General features: G+C 40.8%; 14 protein-coding genes. 9 read left to right on the forward strand and 5 right to left on the reverse strand.

Translation table 11 applies throughout. The features are described 5' to 3' along the window. Nucleotides 1–258 precede the first annotated feature (258 nt). On the forward strand, nt 259–3,105 hold the full coding sequence (locus SANK73390_RS00945) for a TolB family protein (RefSeq protein WP_462762388.1): 2,847 nt from the start codon (nt 259–261) through the stop codon (nt 3,103–3,105). A 137-nt stretch (nt 3,106–3,242) separates the two neighbouring features. Here SANK73390_RS00945 and SANK73390_RS00950 read toward each other — a convergent pair whose 3' ends face one another. Then, the gene (locus SANK73390_RS00950; protein ID WP_462762390.1) at nt 3,243–5,018 is read right to left on the reverse strand and encodes a PKD domain-containing protein; all 1,776 of its coding nucleotides are present in this window, start codon (nt 5,016–5,018) and stop codon (nt 3,243–3,245) included. A gap of 495 nt (nt 5,019–5,513) precedes the next feature. On the opposite strand from SANK73390_RS00950, the gene SANK73390_RS00955 reads away from it, so the two are divergent. The 5 genes from SANK73390_RS00955 (at nt 5,514) to SANK73390_RS00975 (ending at nt 13,874) form a co-directional block, all read left to right on the forward strand. Further along, nucleotides 5,514–6,758 (forward strand): aspartyl protease family protein, encoded by a 1,245-nt coding sequence (locus SANK73390_RS00955; protein WP_462762393.1) that lies wholly within the window; start codon nt 5,514–5,516, stop codon nt 6,756–6,758. A gap of 164 nt (nt 6,759–6,922) precedes the next feature. Continuing rightward, nucleotides 6,923–8,086 (forward strand): efflux RND transporter periplasmic adaptor subunit, encoded by a 1,164-nt coding sequence (locus SANK73390_RS00960; protein WP_462762395.1) that lies wholly within the window; start codon nt 6,923–6,925, stop codon nt 8,084–8,086. 15 nt (nt 8,087–8,101) lie between these two features. Then, nucleotides 8,102–11,242, forward strand: coding sequence for an efflux RND transporter permease subunit (locus SANK73390_RS00965; protein WP_462762398.1), 3,141 nt, complete (start codon nt 8,102–8,104; stop codon nt 11,240–11,242). Nucleotides 11,243–11,364: 122 nt separating this feature from the next. Then, nucleotides 11,365–13,425 (forward strand): S9 family peptidase, encoded by a 2,061-nt coding sequence (locus SANK73390_RS00970; protein ID WP_462762444.1) that lies wholly within the window; start codon nt 11,365–11,367, stop codon nt 13,423–13,425. A 23-nt stretch (nt 13,426–13,448) separates the two neighbouring features. Next, nucleotides 13,449–13,874 carry a hypothetical protein gene (locus tag SANK73390_RS00975; protein WP_462762401.1) on the forward strand — a complete coding sequence of 142 codons (426 nt, stop codon included), beginning with the start codon at nt 13,449–13,451 and terminating at the stop codon, nt 13,872–13,874. On the opposite strand, the gene SANK73390_RS00980 is transcribed toward SANK73390_RS00975, so the two are convergent. Then, nucleotides 13,842–14,315: a Dps family protein gene (locus SANK73390_RS00980; protein WP_462762403.1), complete on the reverse strand. Its 474-nt coding sequence runs from the start codon at nt 14,313–14,315 to the stop codon at nt 13,842–13,844. The genes SANK73390_RS00975 and SANK73390_RS00980 overlap by 33 nt on opposite strands. Before the next feature lie 381 nt (nt 14,316–14,696). Between SANK73390_RS00980 and SANK73390_RS00985 the strand changes: the two genes are divergently transcribed. From SANK73390_RS00985 to SANK73390_RS00995, 3 genes are all read left to right on the forward strand, one after another. Beyond that, the gene (locus SANK73390_RS00985) at nt 14,697–14,906 is read left to right on the forward strand and encodes a hypothetical protein (protein ID WP_462762406.1); all 210 of its coding nucleotides are present in this window, start codon (nt 14,697–14,699) and stop codon (nt 14,904–14,906) included. Nucleotides 14,907–15,293: 387 nt separating this feature from the next. After that, complete coding sequence (locus tag SANK73390_RS00990; protein ID WP_462762409.1) at nt 15,294–15,848, forward strand: hypothetical protein; 555 nt, start codon at nt 15,294–15,296, stop codon at nt 15,846–15,848. A 77-nt stretch (nt 15,849–15,925) separates the two neighbouring features. Then, nucleotides 15,926–16,867: a hypothetical protein gene (locus SANK73390_RS00995; RefSeq protein ID WP_462762411.1), complete on the forward strand. Its 942-nt coding sequence runs from the start codon at nt 15,926–15,928 to the stop codon at nt 16,865–16,867. Between the two features lie 144 nt (nt 16,868–17,011). On the opposite strand, the gene SANK73390_RS01000 is transcribed toward SANK73390_RS00995, so the two are convergent. From SANK73390_RS01000 to SANK73390_RS01010, 3 genes are all read right to left on the reverse strand, one after another. Beyond that, nucleotides 17,012–17,620: a PGAP1-like alpha/beta domain-containing protein gene (locus tag SANK73390_RS01000; protein WP_462762414.1), complete on the reverse strand. Its 609-nt coding sequence runs from the start codon at nt 17,618–17,620 to the stop codon at nt 17,012–17,014. 8 nt (nt 17,621–17,628) lie between these two features. Continuing rightward, the gene (locus tag SANK73390_RS01005) at nt 17,629–18,165 is read right to left on the reverse strand and encodes a YaeQ family protein (protein ID WP_462762417.1); all 537 of its coding nucleotides are present in this window, start codon (nt 18,163–18,165) and stop codon (nt 17,629–17,631) included. A gap of 100 nt (nt 18,166–18,265) precedes the next feature. Next, nucleotides 18,266–19,600, reverse strand: coding sequence for a magnesium transporter (locus SANK73390_RS01010; protein WP_462762420.1), 1,335 nt, complete (start codon nt 19,598–19,600; stop codon nt 18,266–18,268). Between the last annotated feature and the right edge of the window lie 8 nt (nt 19,601–19,608).

Genomic DNA, 19,608 nt, shown 5'->3' on the forward strand with positions numbered 1-19,608 from the left:
TTGCAGTTTAATTACCGTATCCTTTGTGCGCTGTATACTGCGTATTAGGATGCGGTATGTTGCTATTCACTCTTTTTACTAATTACATCACGAACAATGATGATGTAGTCATTAAAACTTACAATTTAATTTTATTTTCATACAGTTAAGCAGGCTGATTTTTGGCATACTCATTGAAATCGTCAATCATAGAGTTATGAATTTATGTGCATAAAGTCAGTCGTGACAAATTGTTTAAAACTAAGTGGTTTATTTGTGATGTCAGTATGGGCATCACCCAATTGGTTTACACTTAATACCGAACACTTTAATGTTCATTATACGCAGGGCCACGAAGCATGGGCGCGTTCTGCTGCGCAAGAGCTTGAAATAGTTCGCGATAAAGTTTGGCAACAGCAGCAGCGTGTATTAGAAGGTAAAGCTGATGTCGTGGTATTTGATCCAAACCATGCAGCGAATGGGTTTGCGTTGCCAAGCACTGATAACCCTTTGATGGCTTTGTTTACGACCCCACCTCAATCAGACACTGCTATTTCAAATCATGCCAGTTGGCAGCAACTGTTAATTCTTCATGAGTACATTCACCTAGTACATTTGTCGCAACCGAGTCGGCATCATTGGAAGCAAGCAATCAGAGATTCATGGGATATATTCGACTTGTCACAGGCAATGATGCCGCGCTGGGTCGCTGAGGGCTATGCGACCTTAATGGAATCAAAAATGACTGGGCGAGGTCGTATTTATGATAATTATACTAATGCATTGTTAACTGAGCTTGCCCAACAAGGTGGGTTGTTATCGTACGACCAACTCAATGAAGGTAATGATGAGTATTACTCTAAAGCTATGGCGTATCTGCTCGGGGGGCGTTTTTTAGCATGGCTTGAAGCGCATTATTCTCAGAGTACACTGGACGCTGTTTGGACTCGCATGCGAGCTGTGGAGTCTAGGAGTTTTGACAGTGCATTCTATGGCGTTTTTGCAGAGCATCCAGCTACTTTGTACCGGCGCTTTATCGCAGAATTTACTTATAAAGCGATGGCTAAAGAGCAGCAAGAAGCGCCTTTGCATAGTGTGCTTTGGCAAGATTATAAATATTCAGCAACCAGCCCGGCGCTCTCTACGGATGGAAGCAAGTTAGCAATAGTAGAAAGAGACCGTAAAGGTAGAGTTAAATTAAATGTGTATGAAACGAAAGACGATCCAACAGCTGAAGAAGAATTTATTGAGCAGCAACAAGCACGGTTAGCTGCGGACCCAAAAGATATTGCTGATGTTCGGCCAAAAGTATTTGCCAAAAAAACACTGCATACACTTGAGCCAATTAATTTTTCAGGTATTCGTTACCCTAAATGGTACGATGAAAATTCTTTGTATTTTATTGCTTCAGTTTATGGTCAGAACACAATACACGCGCGTCGCGGGGAGCTATTTAAATGGTCCCTTGATACTGGTAAAGTTGAGCAGCTCACACAGGAGCTTGCAATTCGTCGTTTTACACTCAGCCAAGATGGTCAAACGATTTTTGCCGAGCAAGTGTTAAATGGCTACTCGGAATTGGTGCAAATTGATATCAATAAACAAGAAGTAAGCCCTTTATTTTCTAAGCAATTAAGCACCTTATATGACTTTCCTACGTTGCATGATGCACGACAAAAATTGGCTTATTTAAAACATACACTTAATCAAGGTTGGAAATTGTATATACAAGATCTTACGACGCAAGAGCAGCGCCAAGTTCCTATGCCTCAAGGATATCAGTATGCAACTCAACCTAGCTGGTCAAAAAGTGGCGATGCGCTTTATTTTGTAGCAGGCAACCGTGGCAGTGTCGATATCTATCGTTATGAATTAGCAACAAGTGCTCTATATAAACTCACGCAAGGCCAGTCGTTATTCGCTTTCCCAGTGGAGCAGCCAAGTGGCGAGTTGTTATATTTGTCTAGCGGCTTTCAAGGTAATGATATGCATCAACTCCCTGCTATTATGCCTGGGCAGTTGGTTTATGAGCTGGCTGAACAAGATAGTATGGAGTCACATAGCATAAGGGCCAAATCACGCCAAGTGCATTCATCAGCACAACTTGAGCCACAGATACAATTGCCTTTGGCCAAAATCTATCAGCATGAAGGCAAAGTAGCTCAATACGACATTTGGCAGCAAAGTGCCTCCATGGCACTTGGTACACAATATATATCTGCCAGCACGTCAGTATTAAATGTAGGCGTTAAAGGGTCTGATTTTTTAGAGAAACTAAGTTGGCATGTGGGCTTGACGCAAGACATTGCCAATAATGCGTTAAATGGCATGTTTGCCAAAGCCCGTTATCAACAGGGTCAATCACAGTGGGATTTACACGTTTTTGATTACAGGCTTGATGCTCAGAAGCAATATGAATCAACTTTGGGGCATAAAGAGCAACACGGCGTATATGGACAATTTAGCCGTGCATATCAGTGGCAGCAATTACATTTGCAAGGGCAACTATCTGGGTTGGCTAGCAAGCAACATCAGCAGGAGCATAATGTTAGCGAAAACTGGTTACGTGTGGGAGCAAAGCAATCATGGCAATATGATAGTCAATCATTCGCTATTGGTCAGAAATTATCTGGATATTGGATTGAAGGCAAAACAGGTGGGCAAGATTGGCAGGGTCAGAATATTACCGGCACGCTATTTGGGAAGGCGTTTTATATGCCTATGTATGTATCTTATCAATTTGCAAAAAGGCAGCGGCAAACACTGCAATTAGGTGGATTTAGCTCCTCATTACTACCTCAATCTCGTTTAGTAAACACGCAAATAGCCCCAGATTTGCCATTTTATGCTGCGCAGGGGAATAAATACGAGGGTTATGGCGGGGCGATTGCTCTTAGAGCCAGTTCTCCATGGCTTTATTATCAGCAACATCAACTTGATGAGCAAGTATTTGCACAAAGTTATGGTGTTAAATGGTCAACAGGGCTCAATGGGCAAACTTGGTTAGGTAAGTTTGCACCTGCCGGACTGAGTGATCTGCGCTTAGATGTGGGATTGAGTCGGGTCGAAGGTGATAAAATTGATAATGAAAACCGAGCGTGGTTAGGGCTTTGGTACGACTTATAACAAAGTAAAATATAATAACTAAAAAAGGCGACACATTATGTCGCCTTGGATATGAAACTGATATGGAGAATACGTGCATGTCAGGGTTTTGTTAAATGGTAAGCTTTTAACGTAGCCTACATGCTTCCCGATATGCCTTAGTTAGTATAGTCAGCAGTTAGCTGTACGCCACTAAATGCCGAAAATGCTCTTATCATGACATGATAACGTCCAGTACCATCGTTTTGTGTACAGGTTTCACCATTACCCCAACGATATGGACGGCAGTCATAAGTTGATGTTGTCGGTTTTGCTCCTTTACGCACATATAAATCAGCATCGCCAGTACCACCGGCCATTTTGAATGTAATGTTGGTAGCACCTACCGGTACGTCAAAATAGAAAAACTGCTCTGAATATTTCACGCCAGATAAAGCGGTTTTGGTGACGCCTTTTTGCAGCTGGGCAGGGTCGTCTATCACATCTAAGACTGAGATAGTTTTAGTTTGTGAGGCCGTTTCTCCTTGCTCATCAGTAATCGTCAAAGTGACTGAGTAGTCCCCACCATTTGCATAGCTGTGCGAGACATTGCTGCCAAAGTCATTACTACTGCTATCACCAAACTGCCATTCATATTGATTGATACTGCCGTTAGGTGTGGTTGATGATGAGCCATCAAATTGACAAGCGAGTTGCTCACAGCTGTAAGTGAATTTAGCACTAGGGCTAGGGTTTTGATCTGGCTGGTCACCTACAGGCACTTGGTTATTGAATACATTTGCCACTTGTGGCCAAATTTTGCTGATTTTAGCGCCTTTGTTAGTGCAACCACCAAGATGATGAAGGGCAATAACATCGCGGGTGTCTGCGGCGATGACTGGAGAACCTGATGAACCGCCAGTTGTGTCACAGTAATAACCTAAGTCAGTCGCTGTACCACGGCCATTCGCATCAGTTTCATTCACCTGACACAAACCGCCATTATCTTGATCTGATTCGATAGACAGCTCTTTTGGGTTACCAGCACCGTGCTGTGCAATATAAATACGTTGATCTTGAGTTGCATCGTCAATATCTAAGCCAAAATATCCAAATGGGGCTGTTTGCTCAAAGTTGTTAACAGTAAACAGGGTGTAATCTAGCGTGTAGTCGGTTTTTAAAAAATCTTTACCAGTGACCTTTACCACTGTCTCTTTCGTTGTGCCATTACAACTGGTGTGCTGATAGTTGAACCAAACCTCTGTAGAAGTAAGCTCTGATGCGGTTTCAACACAGTGGTTATTAGTGAACATATGATTATCTTCACCAACGCGCCAACCAGTACATAGGCTACGGCCACCAATAACCAGGCGTGCAACAGGGCGGCTGCGCTCAAACTCTTCTGGGTGTGAGTCAGCCCAGCATTGCACGTCCTTGCGTTCCATCGCGCCACAAGTTGAATCGGTACCTATATCATCACTGCCAAGCTGGTTTTCAATACCGAAGTGGTAATAATCAATAATAGGTGTGCCAAGCGTCGTATTTAGGTCTGAACCGGGCGTATACTCAACAATCACGGTATCGCTTGAGACTGACATAGCGGCAAAATGGTTTATACCATTATCACCTTTTTCTAGCGTCGCTTTGCGCATGTCTGCTTCAGTATACTCATAACGTTCACTATTATCCGTTGCTCTAACGATGAGTTTGCCACCGCCTTTTAGGTTAACGTTCTTAAAGTGTACTTTTATATAGCTGGCATCTGGATGAGAGATTGTTTGCATAATGGTATTTTTTTTACCACTGAGCGCGAGATTTAATGTGGCTGTTTTGCCAATGACAGCTTCATTTGTTTTACTTGTAAAGCTGAGCATTTGTTCCTCACTTAAAGGAACTTGTGCAAGTGCTGCCATTGAGGCAAAACTCAGTAGAGGAAGAAAGTAGCGTTTTTTCATTGTTAGTCCTTACATGTGTTTATTTTGTCTAAAAGTGAGACACATTTAAGGTAGAACGAAAAACCCCTTAGGTAAATAAAATGTTAATAATAAATTAATTGTGTATTTATTTTTTTGCTTTGTTTTAGTTATAACCAATACCAAATTGTTTTAAGGTATTGTGCTTTGCTTGGTAAATTCCTTGCTTCTGTTGATTTTCAGCTTTATCAAGCGTACTTTGCAGAAAATTTTGAGCTGTCTGAGGTCTCCCCTAAGATAATTAATTTTTGCTAAAGCGAAGTAAGGCTATGATAGGTAAGGTGCATTTAAAAGTAACTTGTTTAAAAATATTTTCAGCGGTTACAGTTCATAGACGCATAAAATACAGTCAATCTTTGTTTTTCTTCAGTAGTGCATATCGTTTTGTTTAAAGTGTCGATCAAATGATTGGCTTCACGAACATTTCACTTCGAGTCTTATATGTTGAACGCTATTTCAGCAACGGCAGGACATAATATGAAAATTTGGCTTTTGGTTACCCTGAGCATAGTTCTATCTGGGTGCAGTTTTGTGCGAACCATAGGTATGAAGTGGGCAAACTCTGATATTGAACCAGTTTGGCAAGATCAGCTGCATAAGCAGCTACTTGACTCCTCTTTTGAAGGGGAAAAAAGTTATGTCAATGTCCACGTAAATGGTCATCGTTTAAAGCTGTTAATAGATAGTGGAGCAAGTTTTAGTGTGTTGTTTGATACACCGAAAGTCAATGCGATGGGCTTATCACAACAGGCTGAGTTGATGATTGGTGGCTGGGGAGATGAAGAGGTAAGTGCGGCTTATAAAACACAAGTTGATAAGTTTACTTTGGGCCAAGTGAGCTTTGATAATATGGCATTAGCCGTTATTCCAACATCTACGAGTAAATACTATTTGCGAGATGATGAAGCAACGTTTGATGGTGTTTTAGGTCACGATGTAATGCGACACTTTGCGTGGACTTTTGACAAAGAACAACAAACAATTGAACTGTCACGTGCGGCATATCAACCACCACCTCATACGCATGCAATACCTTTTTCCATTTCATTTAGCAAAGTAAGGTTACCAGCTCAATTTTATTTAACTGATCAACATCAAGTGAAGATGCCTATCATATTGGATACTGGGTCACGCCACTATTTAAAGCTCAGTGCTACGTATCTGGCGAATCACAATATTAAAATAACGCCTCTTGTTGGCGCCGCTGATTTTGGTTTGTCAGGTAGAACTGAACACCAAAGGGGTAATATTACAAGCATTCAGTTAGGTGATTTAAAAGTACCAAATGTGAAGGCTAATTTTATTCCGACGGATGAGGAGGATGAGTTATGGATTATCGGAAATGCATTTTTGAATCAATTTGTTACTACAGTTGATTATCACACCAGTATATTGTATTTACAGCCTCGCGGACAGAATTTTAAAACGCGTTATAACTTGTCTGGGTTAGAGCTAAGAAAGATTCGAAGCGGCCATTTTGTGGTGAGACATATTGCTGCTCGTTCAACTAAGTTTGGGTTACGTGTGGGTGATATTATCACGCGTATCAACAACCAAGATGTACACTCACTGAGTATGGACAACTGGTTAGATATCAGTAACTCGCCAGCTGAGCACTCACTATGTTGGGCGCACTCCGCTATCGATACATTACAGTTACATAACGAGCAGTGTAATACGGTGATTTTTGCAAATATTATTGGTTTCAGTGAAGTTTACTAGCATGTTGTAAAACTATTCAAAAACATGTAATTAGTTTTTTAGGGGGCTTTCAAGCGTGACTCTGTGATTATATAAAAAGACGTAACATAAAATTACAAATGTCACGTTCTCCTTGTTTGTATTATTGTTACTATAGATGCAGGAATTTTTTACAAGGTGAAGTCATGCGAACGAATACTTTAAGATGGATATTACCCTTTGCGGTGTTGGTGATAGGTGCTGTTGGAGCCATGGGCATTAATGCCATAGCGTCGGACCCTAAAGAGAAGGAGCCTATTGACAGCCGGCCTGTAGTCGAAGTGGAGCTGATTTCAGCGTTAGACCATCAAGTAATGATTAATAGTTATGGTGAAGTTAAACCCTTCGAGCAAACCCAATTATCAGTGCAAGTGTCTGGTGAAGTAATGTATTGGCATCCTAACTTTATTGCAGGTGGTATTGTTGCTCGCGGAGATGTGCTAATGCGTATAGAAAAGGATAATTATGAAGCGGCTTTGTTGCAAGCGCAAGCTGAGTTGTCACGCGCTAAAGCAGCATTAATAGAAGAACAAGCTTTGGCTAATGTAGCAGCAGATGAAGCCAACCGCTTCCCGAATAAAAAACATACCGACTTATTTCTTCGTAAACCTCAGGTGATGAGTGCAAAAGCATCGGTTAAATCAGCGGAAGCAGCGCTGAAAAGAGCACAGCGCGATTTAGATAACTGTGAAGTGGTAGCGCCATATGATGCACTGGTGGTTGCTAGAAACGTGGGCTTAGGGCAATTTGTTGGAGTGGGTACGTCAGTAGCTCAGCTAAACAATATTGAAGCTGCGGAAGTTATTATTCCTATAGCGGGGTTTGATAGTGCCTTTTTGCCAAAAAATGTGGCGGGTATTAAAGCAAACGTGACGCAAAGTGGCTTAAATGGTTTTACACGTCAAGCTTTTATCGACCGCGATTTAGGAGTGGTCGATACGCAAACCAGAATGGTTAACCTAGTGGTGAGAATCGATGACCCGTATGGCCTTAAATCTGACCAGCCAGCAATTAAGTTTGGTGCATTTGTACAGGTTGATTTTGCGGGGAAAACTTTGAATCGTATTTATCGTCTTCCGCAAGATTTAGTCAATAATCAAACTGTATGGTTATTAAATGATGATAACAAACTAGAACCGCGTAAGGTGCAAGTGATCCGTGAAGAAGGGGAGTTCTTTTTTGTTAATGTGGGCTTAAATGATAATGAGCGAATAGTGACGACGGTGCCAGAGTATCCACAAGAGGGTATGGCGGTTAAAGTTGCAGGTGCAGACTCATCAGATGTGCAAGCATCTTCTCAAAAGCTATAGGTGTAGGGAGTGAGTATGAGCACGGAACAACCTGAGAAGCAAACAGGCATCATCGCCTATTTTGCTAACAATCCAGTCGCAGCCAACCTTTTAATGTGGTTTATTCTTATTGTTGGTATCGCGTCCTATTTTACGAGTCAACGTCAGATGTTTCCTAACGTTGAGTTGAATTATATTAATATTGAAGCGACCTACCCTGGTGCATCACCTCAGGAAATTGAGGAAAGCATATTAGTAAAAATTGAAGAAGCATTAAAAGATGTTACTGAAATCGAAGAAGGCGTATATCGCGCTTTTCGCAATGGTGGCAGTGCATCACTTGAGATAGACCCAGATGTAAAGTTGTCTGATGTTATGGATAAAGTGAAGCTGCGAGTTGATGGTATTGCTACTTTCCCTGCAGCAATGGAGCCCTTAACTGTCAGCCAAAGAGAGTTTCGTCAAGATGTGATTGGCATGACGGTATCGGCAGACTTACCCCTAACTGACTTAAAACCAATTGCTAAAAATATTGAAGACGAATTGCTGCAATTGAGCAATGTATCGCTCGTGGAAGTGAATGTACCACTTGATGAGATTGGTATTGAAATAGACCCTGATATGCTGCGTCAGTACAACCTGACTATCAGTGATATAACCGCAGCAATTCGAGGTTATTCAACGAACTTATCTGCTGGCCAATTGCGCACAGATGCTGGCGTTATTTCAGTGCGAGTAGAAAATCAATCGTATAATGGTGAACAGTTCCGTCAAATCCCGGTTAAGATTGGTGCAAATGGCGCTAAATTACTGCTCAGGGATGTGGCTGTCGTTAAAGATGCGTTTACTGAAGGCGAGCGCTATTTTAAATTAAATGGTGACAATGCGGTTTATATTGCAGTTAAAGCGACCAAAGAACAAAACATGATCCCCATTGCACAGACTGTGAAGGCATATATTGCGCAGAAAAATGCTGAACTGCCAGCAGGTGTAAAAATAGACCCACTTGTTGATATGACCTATTACCTCAATGGTCGTCTAAGCATGATGAAAAGCAACTTGTTCCAAGGCGCTATTTTAGTGGCTATTATGTTGTCTATTTTCTTACGTTTTAAGCTCGCATTATGGGTGATGGTTGGTCTGCCAATCTGTTTCCTGGGCGCGATAATGACCATGCCACTAATTGGGATCACGATTAACGTGGTGTCATTGTTTGCTTTTATTATGGTACTGGGGATAGTGGTGGATGATGCCATTGTAATTGGAGAGAGCGCTTACACCGAAATAGAGAAGAATGGACCCGGCGTAGAGAATGTTGTACGTGGTGCAAAGCGTGTTGCAACGCCGGCTACTTTTGGGGTACTTACTACAATGGCGGTATTTGCACCATTGATGTTCTCAAGCGGGCCTGATAGTTCTAACTTCATCTCTATTGCCGGTGTGGTATTACTCTGTTTAGCATTTAGTTTGGTTGAGTCTAAGTTAATTCTTCCTGCGCATATCGCACACACCAAGTTTAGTCCGTTGGCTGAAAATAGCTGGCGTGTGCGTTTTAATAAGCGCTTCTTTGGTTTTGTAAATGGACCATACAAACGTTTTGTGACCTTGTGTGTGCAGTGGCGTTGGACCGTACTATTTGCTTTTATTGGTATGTTTATCATGAGCGTTACACTGGTAACAAGTGGTGCTGTGAGAACGTTGTTTGTACCTAAAATACCTCATGATTTCCCTGCAATTAATCTAACCATGAATGATAATGCATCAGATGAGCAAACGATTTCGGCAATCCGTCAGTTAGAGCAGCTTATTATTTCTGAAGACAAGAAAATCGAACAGGAATTTGGACAGAAAATGGTCCGAGATGTCATGGTAATGAACGAAGGTCAAACAGAAGGCCGTGTTTTAGCGCCATTAGTTGATGAAGCGTTACGTCCATTTAATACTTTTGAATTAACGCGTCGCTGGCGAGAAAGTATGCCTGAAATTGCCGGTGTAAAATCCATTATGATTGAAGAAGAGGTAATTTCATTAGGTACAGACGGTGATTTTGGTTACTTATTGTATGGCTCTGATATTGAGACTCTAAATGCGGCGGGTCGACAGCTGATTCGGATGTTGCAAGATGAAACAGGGCTATTTGATATTAGCTCAACGATTGACCCTGCCAGTAAGGAAATTCAGCTGACTTTAAAGCCTGTTGCGCATGATTTGGGCTTATCACTACAAGATATTGGTATGCAAGTGGGTGCCAGCTTTTATGGTGGTGAAGCACAACGCGTGATCCGAGGTGGCGAAGAAGTGAGAGTCATGGTGCGTTATCCAAAATTAACGCGAGAAGCATTTTCATCTTTAAAACATACCGTGATCACTACGCCAAAGGGTAAAGAAGTTATGCTTGGTGATATTGTTGAACTGGTTGAAAAACCAGGGATAAGCTACATTCGTCGTGAAGAAGGCTATCGCACTGTGTATGTTTACGGCAATATTGATGAAGAAGTGGTCGAACCAAATGCGGTGACCAAGCGCATTGATGATGATATTTTGCCTCAGTTGTTAAAGAGTTTTCCATCGGTTAAAACCAAGCTAGGCGGTTCGGTTGAAGAGCAGCAAGCGCAAGCGAATGAACAATTGGTATTCTTTATTGTAGGAATGTTGATTGTGTATATTTTGTTGGCTATTCCCCTTAAAAGCTATGCACAACCACTGATTGTGATGTCGGTGATCCCATTTAGCTTGGTTGGTGCAATTTGGGGGCATTTGTTCTTTGGCTTAGACTTAAGCATGATGTCGACCTACGGCATTATTGCTGCTGCAGGTGTGGTGATCAACGATTCATTGGTGATGACAGATTTTGTGAATCAAGCTCGCAAAGAGGGAGTGCAGCTTAAAGACGCGGTAATTAATGCAGGGTGTGCACGCTTTAGGGCTATTACACTGACTTCTATAACAACTTTTGTGGGTGTTTTACCCATTATGTTTGAAACCAGCTTGCAGGCAATGTTTGTTATCCCAATGGCTGTTTCACTGGGCTTTGCAGTGGTATTTGCCACACTGATCACGCTATTGCTGGTTCCGTGTTTATACATCATTATGACAGATGTTCGGACCATGTTCAGAGGCTTATACAATGCTATCAAAGGGCTTTTCAAAGCACGTAACAAAATACAAAATGCATAGTAGGTAATATTTATTTACTCAAAAGGCCAAATCGAGAGATTGGCCTTTTTGCTGTTTGCTCAAGACAACACTGCGTGTGCTCATTAGCTATGCTAGACTGGAAAAAATAAAATAGGAACACCATAGTGACTGATAAAATAACCTCACCGATTGCAAAAAAAATCCCTCACAATATGACGCATCATGGACACACACGAACCGATAATTATTATTGGATGCGTGATGATGAAAGGCAAGACGCTCAGGTACTCGAGCATCTAGAAAAAGAAAATCAATATGTACAACAGCACATGAGCGCTCACCAAGTATTGCAACACGCTTTGTTTGAAGAAATGAAGGGCCGTATTGTGAAAGATGATAGCTCTGTGCCAGTAAAAGACGGTCAATATTGGTATGTGAGTGATGTGCAAGGGGATGATGAATATGCCAGTCACTATCGTGCGACTAATGAGCTGTTATCAGATAAAACGCTACTGCTGAATATTAATGAGCTTGCACAAGGCTATGAATATTATGATGTGGGTGAGATGACAATAAGTCCTAATGAAAATTTGCTAGCTTATAGTGAAGACATTGATGGCCGTCGTATTTATACCATTCGATTTAAAGATTTATGCACAAATACATACCTTGATGACGTATTAGAAAACACGGAAGGACAGCTGGTCTGGAGTAATGACAACAAAACTGTATTTTACGTGAAAAAAGATGCACAAACGTTATTGGGTTTTCAGGTATATCGTCATGTATTAGGTACACCACAAAGCGATGATACGCTGGTATATGAAGAGCAAGACCGTCAGTTTTATATGGAGTTGGGTAAAAGCCGCGATGAGAGTGAAATTTATATATACCTAGCGGCAACTGAAACCAGCGATATACTAGCACTAGACGCCGATGCGCCTATGGGTGAGTTTAAGCGACTATTGCCGCGCACTGAGGGCCATGAATTTGGTATTGAGAAACTCGCTGGCGAGTATTATATTTTATCTAATCATGACGCAAAAAACTTTCGCTTGCTGAAGGCGTGTGAAAAAACCATCGGTGATAGGCTTCAGTGGCAAGAGTTGATTGCTCATCGTGAACATATTTTAATTGAAGGCATGGAGCTATTTGATAGTCACTTTGTGATCACCGAGCGAGAGTTGGGGCAGATTCGTTTTGTAGTGCATAACTACCAAGGAGAAAGTTACCAATTAGGCTTTGATGATGCATGCTTTTTCGCAGGTATTGGATATAATCCAGAGCGAACAGCTTCTCATGTACGTATACACTATTCTAGTTTAACCACACCGAGCTCAGTATACGATTGTGACTTGAGCACAGGGCGTAAAACGTTGCGTAAGCAGCAACAAGTACTCGGTGATTTTGATAGTAACAAGTATGCGTCAGAGCGAGTTTTTGTGAATGCCAGAGATGGTGAGCAAGTACCCGTATCTTTGGTATATAGAAAAGATACATTTCATAAAGATGGTACTAATCCGCTCATGCAATACGGATACGGTGCCTATGGAATTACTATTGACCCTAGCTTTTCTAGTACAACATTGTCATTACTAGATAGAGGTTTTGTGTATGCCATTGCGCATATTCGAGGCTCTGAGATGTTAGGCCGAAATTGGTATGAACAAGGCAAAAAGGCTAATAAGCAAAACACCTTTAATGACTTTGTTGATGTAACGCGGGCTTTAACCGAGCAAGGGTATGCACATAAAGACAAAGTATTTGCATCTGGTGGCAGTGCTGGTGGTTTATTGATGGGAGCGGTGGTAAATCAGGCTCCAGAACTGTATTTGGGAGTGGGCATTCATGTTCCATTTTTAGACGTATTAACTACTATGTTAGATGAGTCAATACCACTGACCACCAATGAATACGATGAGTGGGGTAACCCTAATCAGCAGGCAGCATATCAAAGTATATTGAATTATTCACCATACGATAACTTAGCTGCTCAAGCATACCCTAATATTTTAGTAACAACGGGGCTGCATGATTCACAAGTACAGTACTGGGAACCAATGAAGTGGGTGGCTAAACTCAGGGCGTTAAAAACTGATGACAATTTACTGCTTTTTAAAACAGATATGGAAGCAGGTCACGGTGGTGCCTCAGGGCGATTTAAAAGTTTACAAGATAAAGCACTGGAAATGGCCTTCTTTATTGCTTTATTATCAAGTTAAGCAATGATTGATAAGGTAGTTTGATGTTTGTAGCCCATGGCCTTTGGCGTGTTTTTATGGACCCTCCTTGTGCTTATATAAGTATGAAAGGGGCTTTTAATAAAGAAGGAATCATTGCATTTCAAAACGATTTGATGGCTACTGCGAGTCAATTTGCACCGCAAAGCATGACGGCTGCAGTGGTTGATTTAAGAGAGTTTGAAATGAGTACCGCTGATAGCATTGAGGACTCACGCCAGTATCTAGCTGGCGTTACACAGCGAGGTTTGCAAACGGTCAGTTATGTGGGGGCAAACGCACTTGCCCGCCATGTGCTGGAGCAGTTGTGGCAAGGTGCCACAACTGACGTGCACTTTTTTACCTCTATGGAAGAGTTAGTTATCAACCGACCAGATTGCAAAGGGAGCATTGATAGGTTAATTAAGATAAGCCTTAAGCATCCAAACTAGCTTTTCTTGTTCTTTGATATAATCACTCATCAGTGCTGCGGTGCCTTCATCTTGAGCATCGCCTGCTTGCTCCAAGATTTCTCGTTGCATGGCAATAAGTGTTTTATAACCACCAAGCAAGTTATCTAATGCTGCTGTGCCTTCACTAATGTTTGTTGCTTCGACTATTTTGCTCGCTTCAAGGTAATCTGAAAATGCATGTAATGGCTTGCCTTCAATAGTTAAAATGCGTTCAGCAATTTCATCTACTTTTTCAAGTAGTAAGTTATAGATTTCTTCAAATTTTAGGTGTAACTCAAAAAAGTTACGCCCTTTGATATTCCAATGAAAGCCACGGGCGTTCATATATTGAATTTGGTAACTACTTAGCAATGTGTTTAATGATGTTACCAGCGCTTGACTTCTTTGGTTGTCTAAACCGATAGAATTAGTTGTGTTCATAATAAGCTCCTTGTTTTGATGTACTCAGTATGGGAGAAAATAGCTAAAATGCCTATCGACTAAAATCTATGCATACCATCGAAAAAACAAATCAATCTTTGCTTTTTATCTCACTTACCACTAGATACATATGGGCGCAGTGATAGATTTCTACCCCAAAACTTAAAACTCATGATTTTTTACTACTTGAACCACGGTGGAATAAACCTTGCCAATATGCGCTCCACGCAATGAAAATTGTATATTAGTTGATCTAGAGCAACAACTTGTTACGCTGCGATTTGGCTAAATTCCAGGCTTGATTTAGGTCAAAAAACAGCCTTTATATAAAGTGCATAATCACTCTGACATTAAGAAAATAGTTTAGTTAGGAGAAGGATTATGCAAGGTAAAACAGCTTCACAACATAAAGCAGAAATTATTGTCGTTGTTATCGCATTGCTCGCTTTTGTTGTTGGTTTGGTAGGGCACTTAGCAAGTGCTAGTTTCGCAAATTCAGATGCGTTTGGTTATATTGCGGCACCTGTACCATTAATTGTTGGCGTTATTGCGCTTATTGCCTATAAAGTGGCTGCCAACGGAGATCATTGACATACCCCTTAAAGTGCAGGTGAAGATAGAGCACCTGTGCTCTATCAACATGACACTACATTATGGTGCTAAACAACATACCTTTTTGAACACGTGAATTTTTGGCAATCATCACTACTTGCTTTTTGTTCAAGTGGTGCAGGTATCTCATAACCTACCTTTTATATTAATAAAAAAATGCTCTATAACTCACATTATTTTAGTAAACAAAAAGTAAATTAATTATTTAATATTTAACTACGCTAGGGTGTATGAATCACCATACGATTCTAGTTTATATCAGTGAGGACAACACTTTGTATTAGATGGATCCACAATTAAATTGCCTTGGGAGCTGATTAAACGAAAAGTAGGTGATGTTTAATGTAAATTAAAAAGGAATTAGTCATGAAATTTAACTTTAGTAAGTTTGGTATTTTTTTTCTCGCCGGTGTTACGCTAAGTAGTGCAAACGTGATTGCGGATAATCTTTATGAAAGTGACTCAATGTTGAGTAGTACACAGCAGCAAGCTATTGAATCTGAGTCTTTTCGTCGCCAATTAGCGTGGCAACACGCCCCAATAAAAACAACTGAAGCGCTGGTCAGCCTTGCTAATCGACACTCTGTCTTAGACTTACTTTCTCCTGCTGGTAAAGAGAAGTTTGTTAATAGTGTCGTATTTACCAAATCTGGTTTGGGTGGATTTAATTATGAACCTTTAGAGTATGAACTCACTCCAACACAAATTTATAAAGTACTGTCTCTATTTGGTGCTCAACATGTTGTTAGTAAGCTAAAGGGTGCCAGAGTGGAAACTAAGGAAGATGCCGCGTTGCTAAATGAAGCTTCATTTGGGCTTGGCAACAAAATACTTACCGATGGTTATAAGGATTATGAATGTATCTCGGCGCATAAATGTTACTATAGCTATGAATACATTTGCTTGGGTAGTTGCCAATAAATTACCAGTTGTAACGTTTTATTTTTAGGCAAGAACAAAGCTCACTTGCATTAAGTGAGCTTATTCAGAGATGAGTTATGCGACAACTATTTATTTTTCTTCTTTTTATACCCAGCGTTGCGCTTTCAATTGAATTTGAGAAGTGTAAAACGCTCACAGTTTATGAGCATTCCACGGTAATGGAATATAGCAATATGATTGATAAGGAATTTCGGTTTAAGCTGAAGTCACAGCAAATGATAGAGTACGACTTGGCTGATCAACGCGCTAAAAATTATTGGCAGTTGTACAAAAAGTGTGTGCATCATCAGTTAGATAGTCAGAAGCTATCGAGAATGAATATAGCTAAGTTGAATAGTGTGCATAGAGCACTAAAAAAGATATTTTTTTATACGCCGCAAAGAGCACAATTAATTCCCAAGTTGGAAGAGTTAACAGTTAGAACGCTCGCTATAAATAAACTCGATAAAAGACCAATAAAAGATCTCTATAAGAGCTACCTATTTGTTAGAGACTTTGAAAGGGCAAGTAAATTGCGCTTGAAATATCCTGAGCTGGCCCTACCTGAGGTGCCAAAGGTCAACGCAAATAAGAGAAAAAAAAGAGACTTGTTAAAGGTGGACACGGATAATTTATTAACTCAAAAACGTTTTAGTTTTAAAGATGCTGGGTTAGTCATTATGATTGGTTCACCATTTTGTCAACACTCAAAGAAGTTTGCTACGTGGCTACTAAAACATAACGAACTCAAGTCTGTATTTATAAACAATTCATACTGGTTGATGCCACAAAACGGGAATTTCTTTATCAAAGAAGTCGTTAAGGAAAACCAAGCGCTTGACGGTGTGGAGTATTTATATATTTATGATCAAGCTGATTGGCCAGAAATAAAATTTTGGGGTGTGCCTAGTTTTTATTTTTATACAAATGGTCAGTTAGTGGGAAGCATACTAGGTTTTGACGAGTCTAATTTTGAAGCTAAGTTAGAATCTATGCTATCAAAAATTGACCTTATTTAAACTTCTAGAGGCAAGGGCTCTGGTGGGTATTAATTGCTTTTCGTCATTCTGAACTTGTTTCAGAATCTTATTTAAACAAGACGCACTGGGTTAGTCCGTGTATTATAACTTAGCTGGCTGTAATTAATGTCACTATCGCAGAGACTAACTATCCTCTTGGCTAAGCAACAGCTGGATATACTGCATTACCTGACGTGAGTAAATCATTGTGGTATGGCTTAGGTGAAACACTTTATGCTCAGCCATACCTTTGAGCTTTGTTTCTTCTAGTAGCACAGTACCATCTGAGCGACTGCCTTTTTTTATCAGTGGCATCAGGCCAATAGGCAGGTCGCCAGCGATACTATAGAGCTTGGCATTAAAAGGCCAATCTTGATTGTCGCTAAGTAAAAATTCAATGCTATTTTTTAATAGTAGATCGAAGCCTTTATCATGCATATGTTGGGCGATCGCGCTGCCTTTGTGAGGAGTGCCAAGCGTGATCACTTTTTCTACATTATGGCTTTGCTGTGAATTATGTTCTAAATAAGCTCTGGCGACTAAGCCACCCATTGAATGACAAACCAAAGCAGTAGGACGGCGTTCAATAAACTTATCTATGGCAGAAAAAATAGCTTGTTTGTCTGGTGAAAGCGTATTGTAGCTTAGATTGAGAATCTCAAACCCTTCTTTTGTAAGTTTGGCGCAAAGTGGTTGCATAACAAACCCAGACATATACAAACCGTGTAATACCACGACACGCTTTATTGCCATAAAAACCCCTATTTTAGTATTTCAGGTACACACTGCACACTGTGCTGTTCATCACTTAGCCATATTTCACCATCTTGTACTGTGACTGTCAGTGACATTGAGCGTGCAGCCATGATAGCGAGTTTTTTTGTGGCTGAGTAAGGCAAACTTATTACAGACAAATTATCGTAGCCAACTAATTTGTTCTGGTTTTTTTGCCACCATATTGCTTGATTATTTTCGCCATACGTATAAAGCACAACTTGTTTTGCACGATTGCAGGCTTTTTTTAAGCGTTTTTCATCAGGCAAGCCTAACTCGACCCATAACTCGATTTCATCGCTGTAATTTTTGACCCAAATTTCGGGTTCATCGTCTGCACATAGTCCCTTCGTGAATTCCAGTTGAGCCTGATATTGCAGAGCATAAGCTAATAACCTGACCATCAAGCGTTGTTCATTTTCCGATGGGTGCTGTGCAGCTGTAAGCGAAAGTGTTTGATAGATATGCCTATCCATATCACTCAGTGATAGTTGTGTTTTTATAATAGTTGACTTTAACGCCATATGAATGAGTACTCAGGTAAAATGATGCGCGCAGTATACGTGAGTTTGTTGAGCACATCATTTTTTATAAGATACTATTTTGCAAAGCAAACGATATTAATCAGCCTCTAGGCAGCATGTCTGACAATAGCATCGCAATGCCCAAAAATGACATAAACCCTGCAATATCAGTGATGGTTGTCAATACAATGGAAGAGGATTGTGCTGGGTCCATCCCGAATTTTTTTAATGCGATAGGAACAATGGCACCTGCGGTGCAGGCAATCGCAAGCGAAGATACCATTGCCAGCGCTATCACTAAAGAAAGCCCGACAGAGCCACTCCACAAATAGACCGCAATCGAACAGGTAATTGCGATGGCTATGCCATTGAGGCATCCGGCTATCAGTTCCTTGAGCATGATTTTTGTTAAGTGGCGAGTTGTGATCTCTCTAAGAGTGAGTCCACGCATGGTGACGGCTAAAGCTTGTGCGCCAGCATTGCCCGATTGACCGGCAGCAACAGGCAATAAAATGGCCAGTGCAGTAATTTCTGAAATAAGCCCCTCAAAGGCACCCACAACAGCGGCAGCCGCAAATGCGGTCAATAAATTGATTTGTAGCCAAGGTAAGCGCTTTTTGACCGCAAAAAAACTACTCGATAGTGCCCGTTCTTCTTTACTTACACCTACCATGGTTTGCATATCGGTGGCTAAATCTTCCTTAGTTGATTGATAAATATCAAAAAAACGAATAGCCCCGATCAATTGTTTATGCGCATCGACAACAGGAATAGCACTGCTACGGTGTCCCTCAAATCGCTCAATCACCATGTCCTTACTATCTAATGCATCAAAGGTTGATTGCACTGGTTTAAGTAGCGAGCCTAGTGTTGAGTCGAGTGAACTTATTACTAACTCAGATAAGCGAACTTCGCCAATGATACTTTGTTGTTCGTCAATGATGTAGATAATCTCTTCAGCTTTAGCGCTTCGCTGTCGTAGTTTTTGTAATGCAGTTTTAACTTCAGTATCAGCATAAAAACAAATGATATTGGTTGTCATCATGCGTGCTGCGGTATCATCTGGATAAGCCAATAGTTCGTTATATTCTGCGGCTACTTCTGGGTGTGTTTGCTCAAACGCAGCAATAATACGCGCAAACTCTTGCTCGGGTAACCTGCTTAAAAGTGCGACTGCAATGTGACTATCAATACCAAACAACACGTCAATTGCCATTGCATCGGGCAGTGCAATAAATATTTTCTCACAAAGACCTGCGGGGATATATCGCCACAGATTAACAACCACGGAGCTAGGCTGATCTGAAAGTAAACTCGCGCTTTCTTTTGCCGATAGGTTTTCAATGAAGCGTACACTTTTATATGGAAAATTTGCAATGTATTCTTTATTTAGCAACTGTATTGTATCAATCAAATTCACAGAATTTGGCGTCATAAGATTTC

The organism is Pseudoalteromonas sp. SANK 73390 (genome assembly GCF_054966645.1).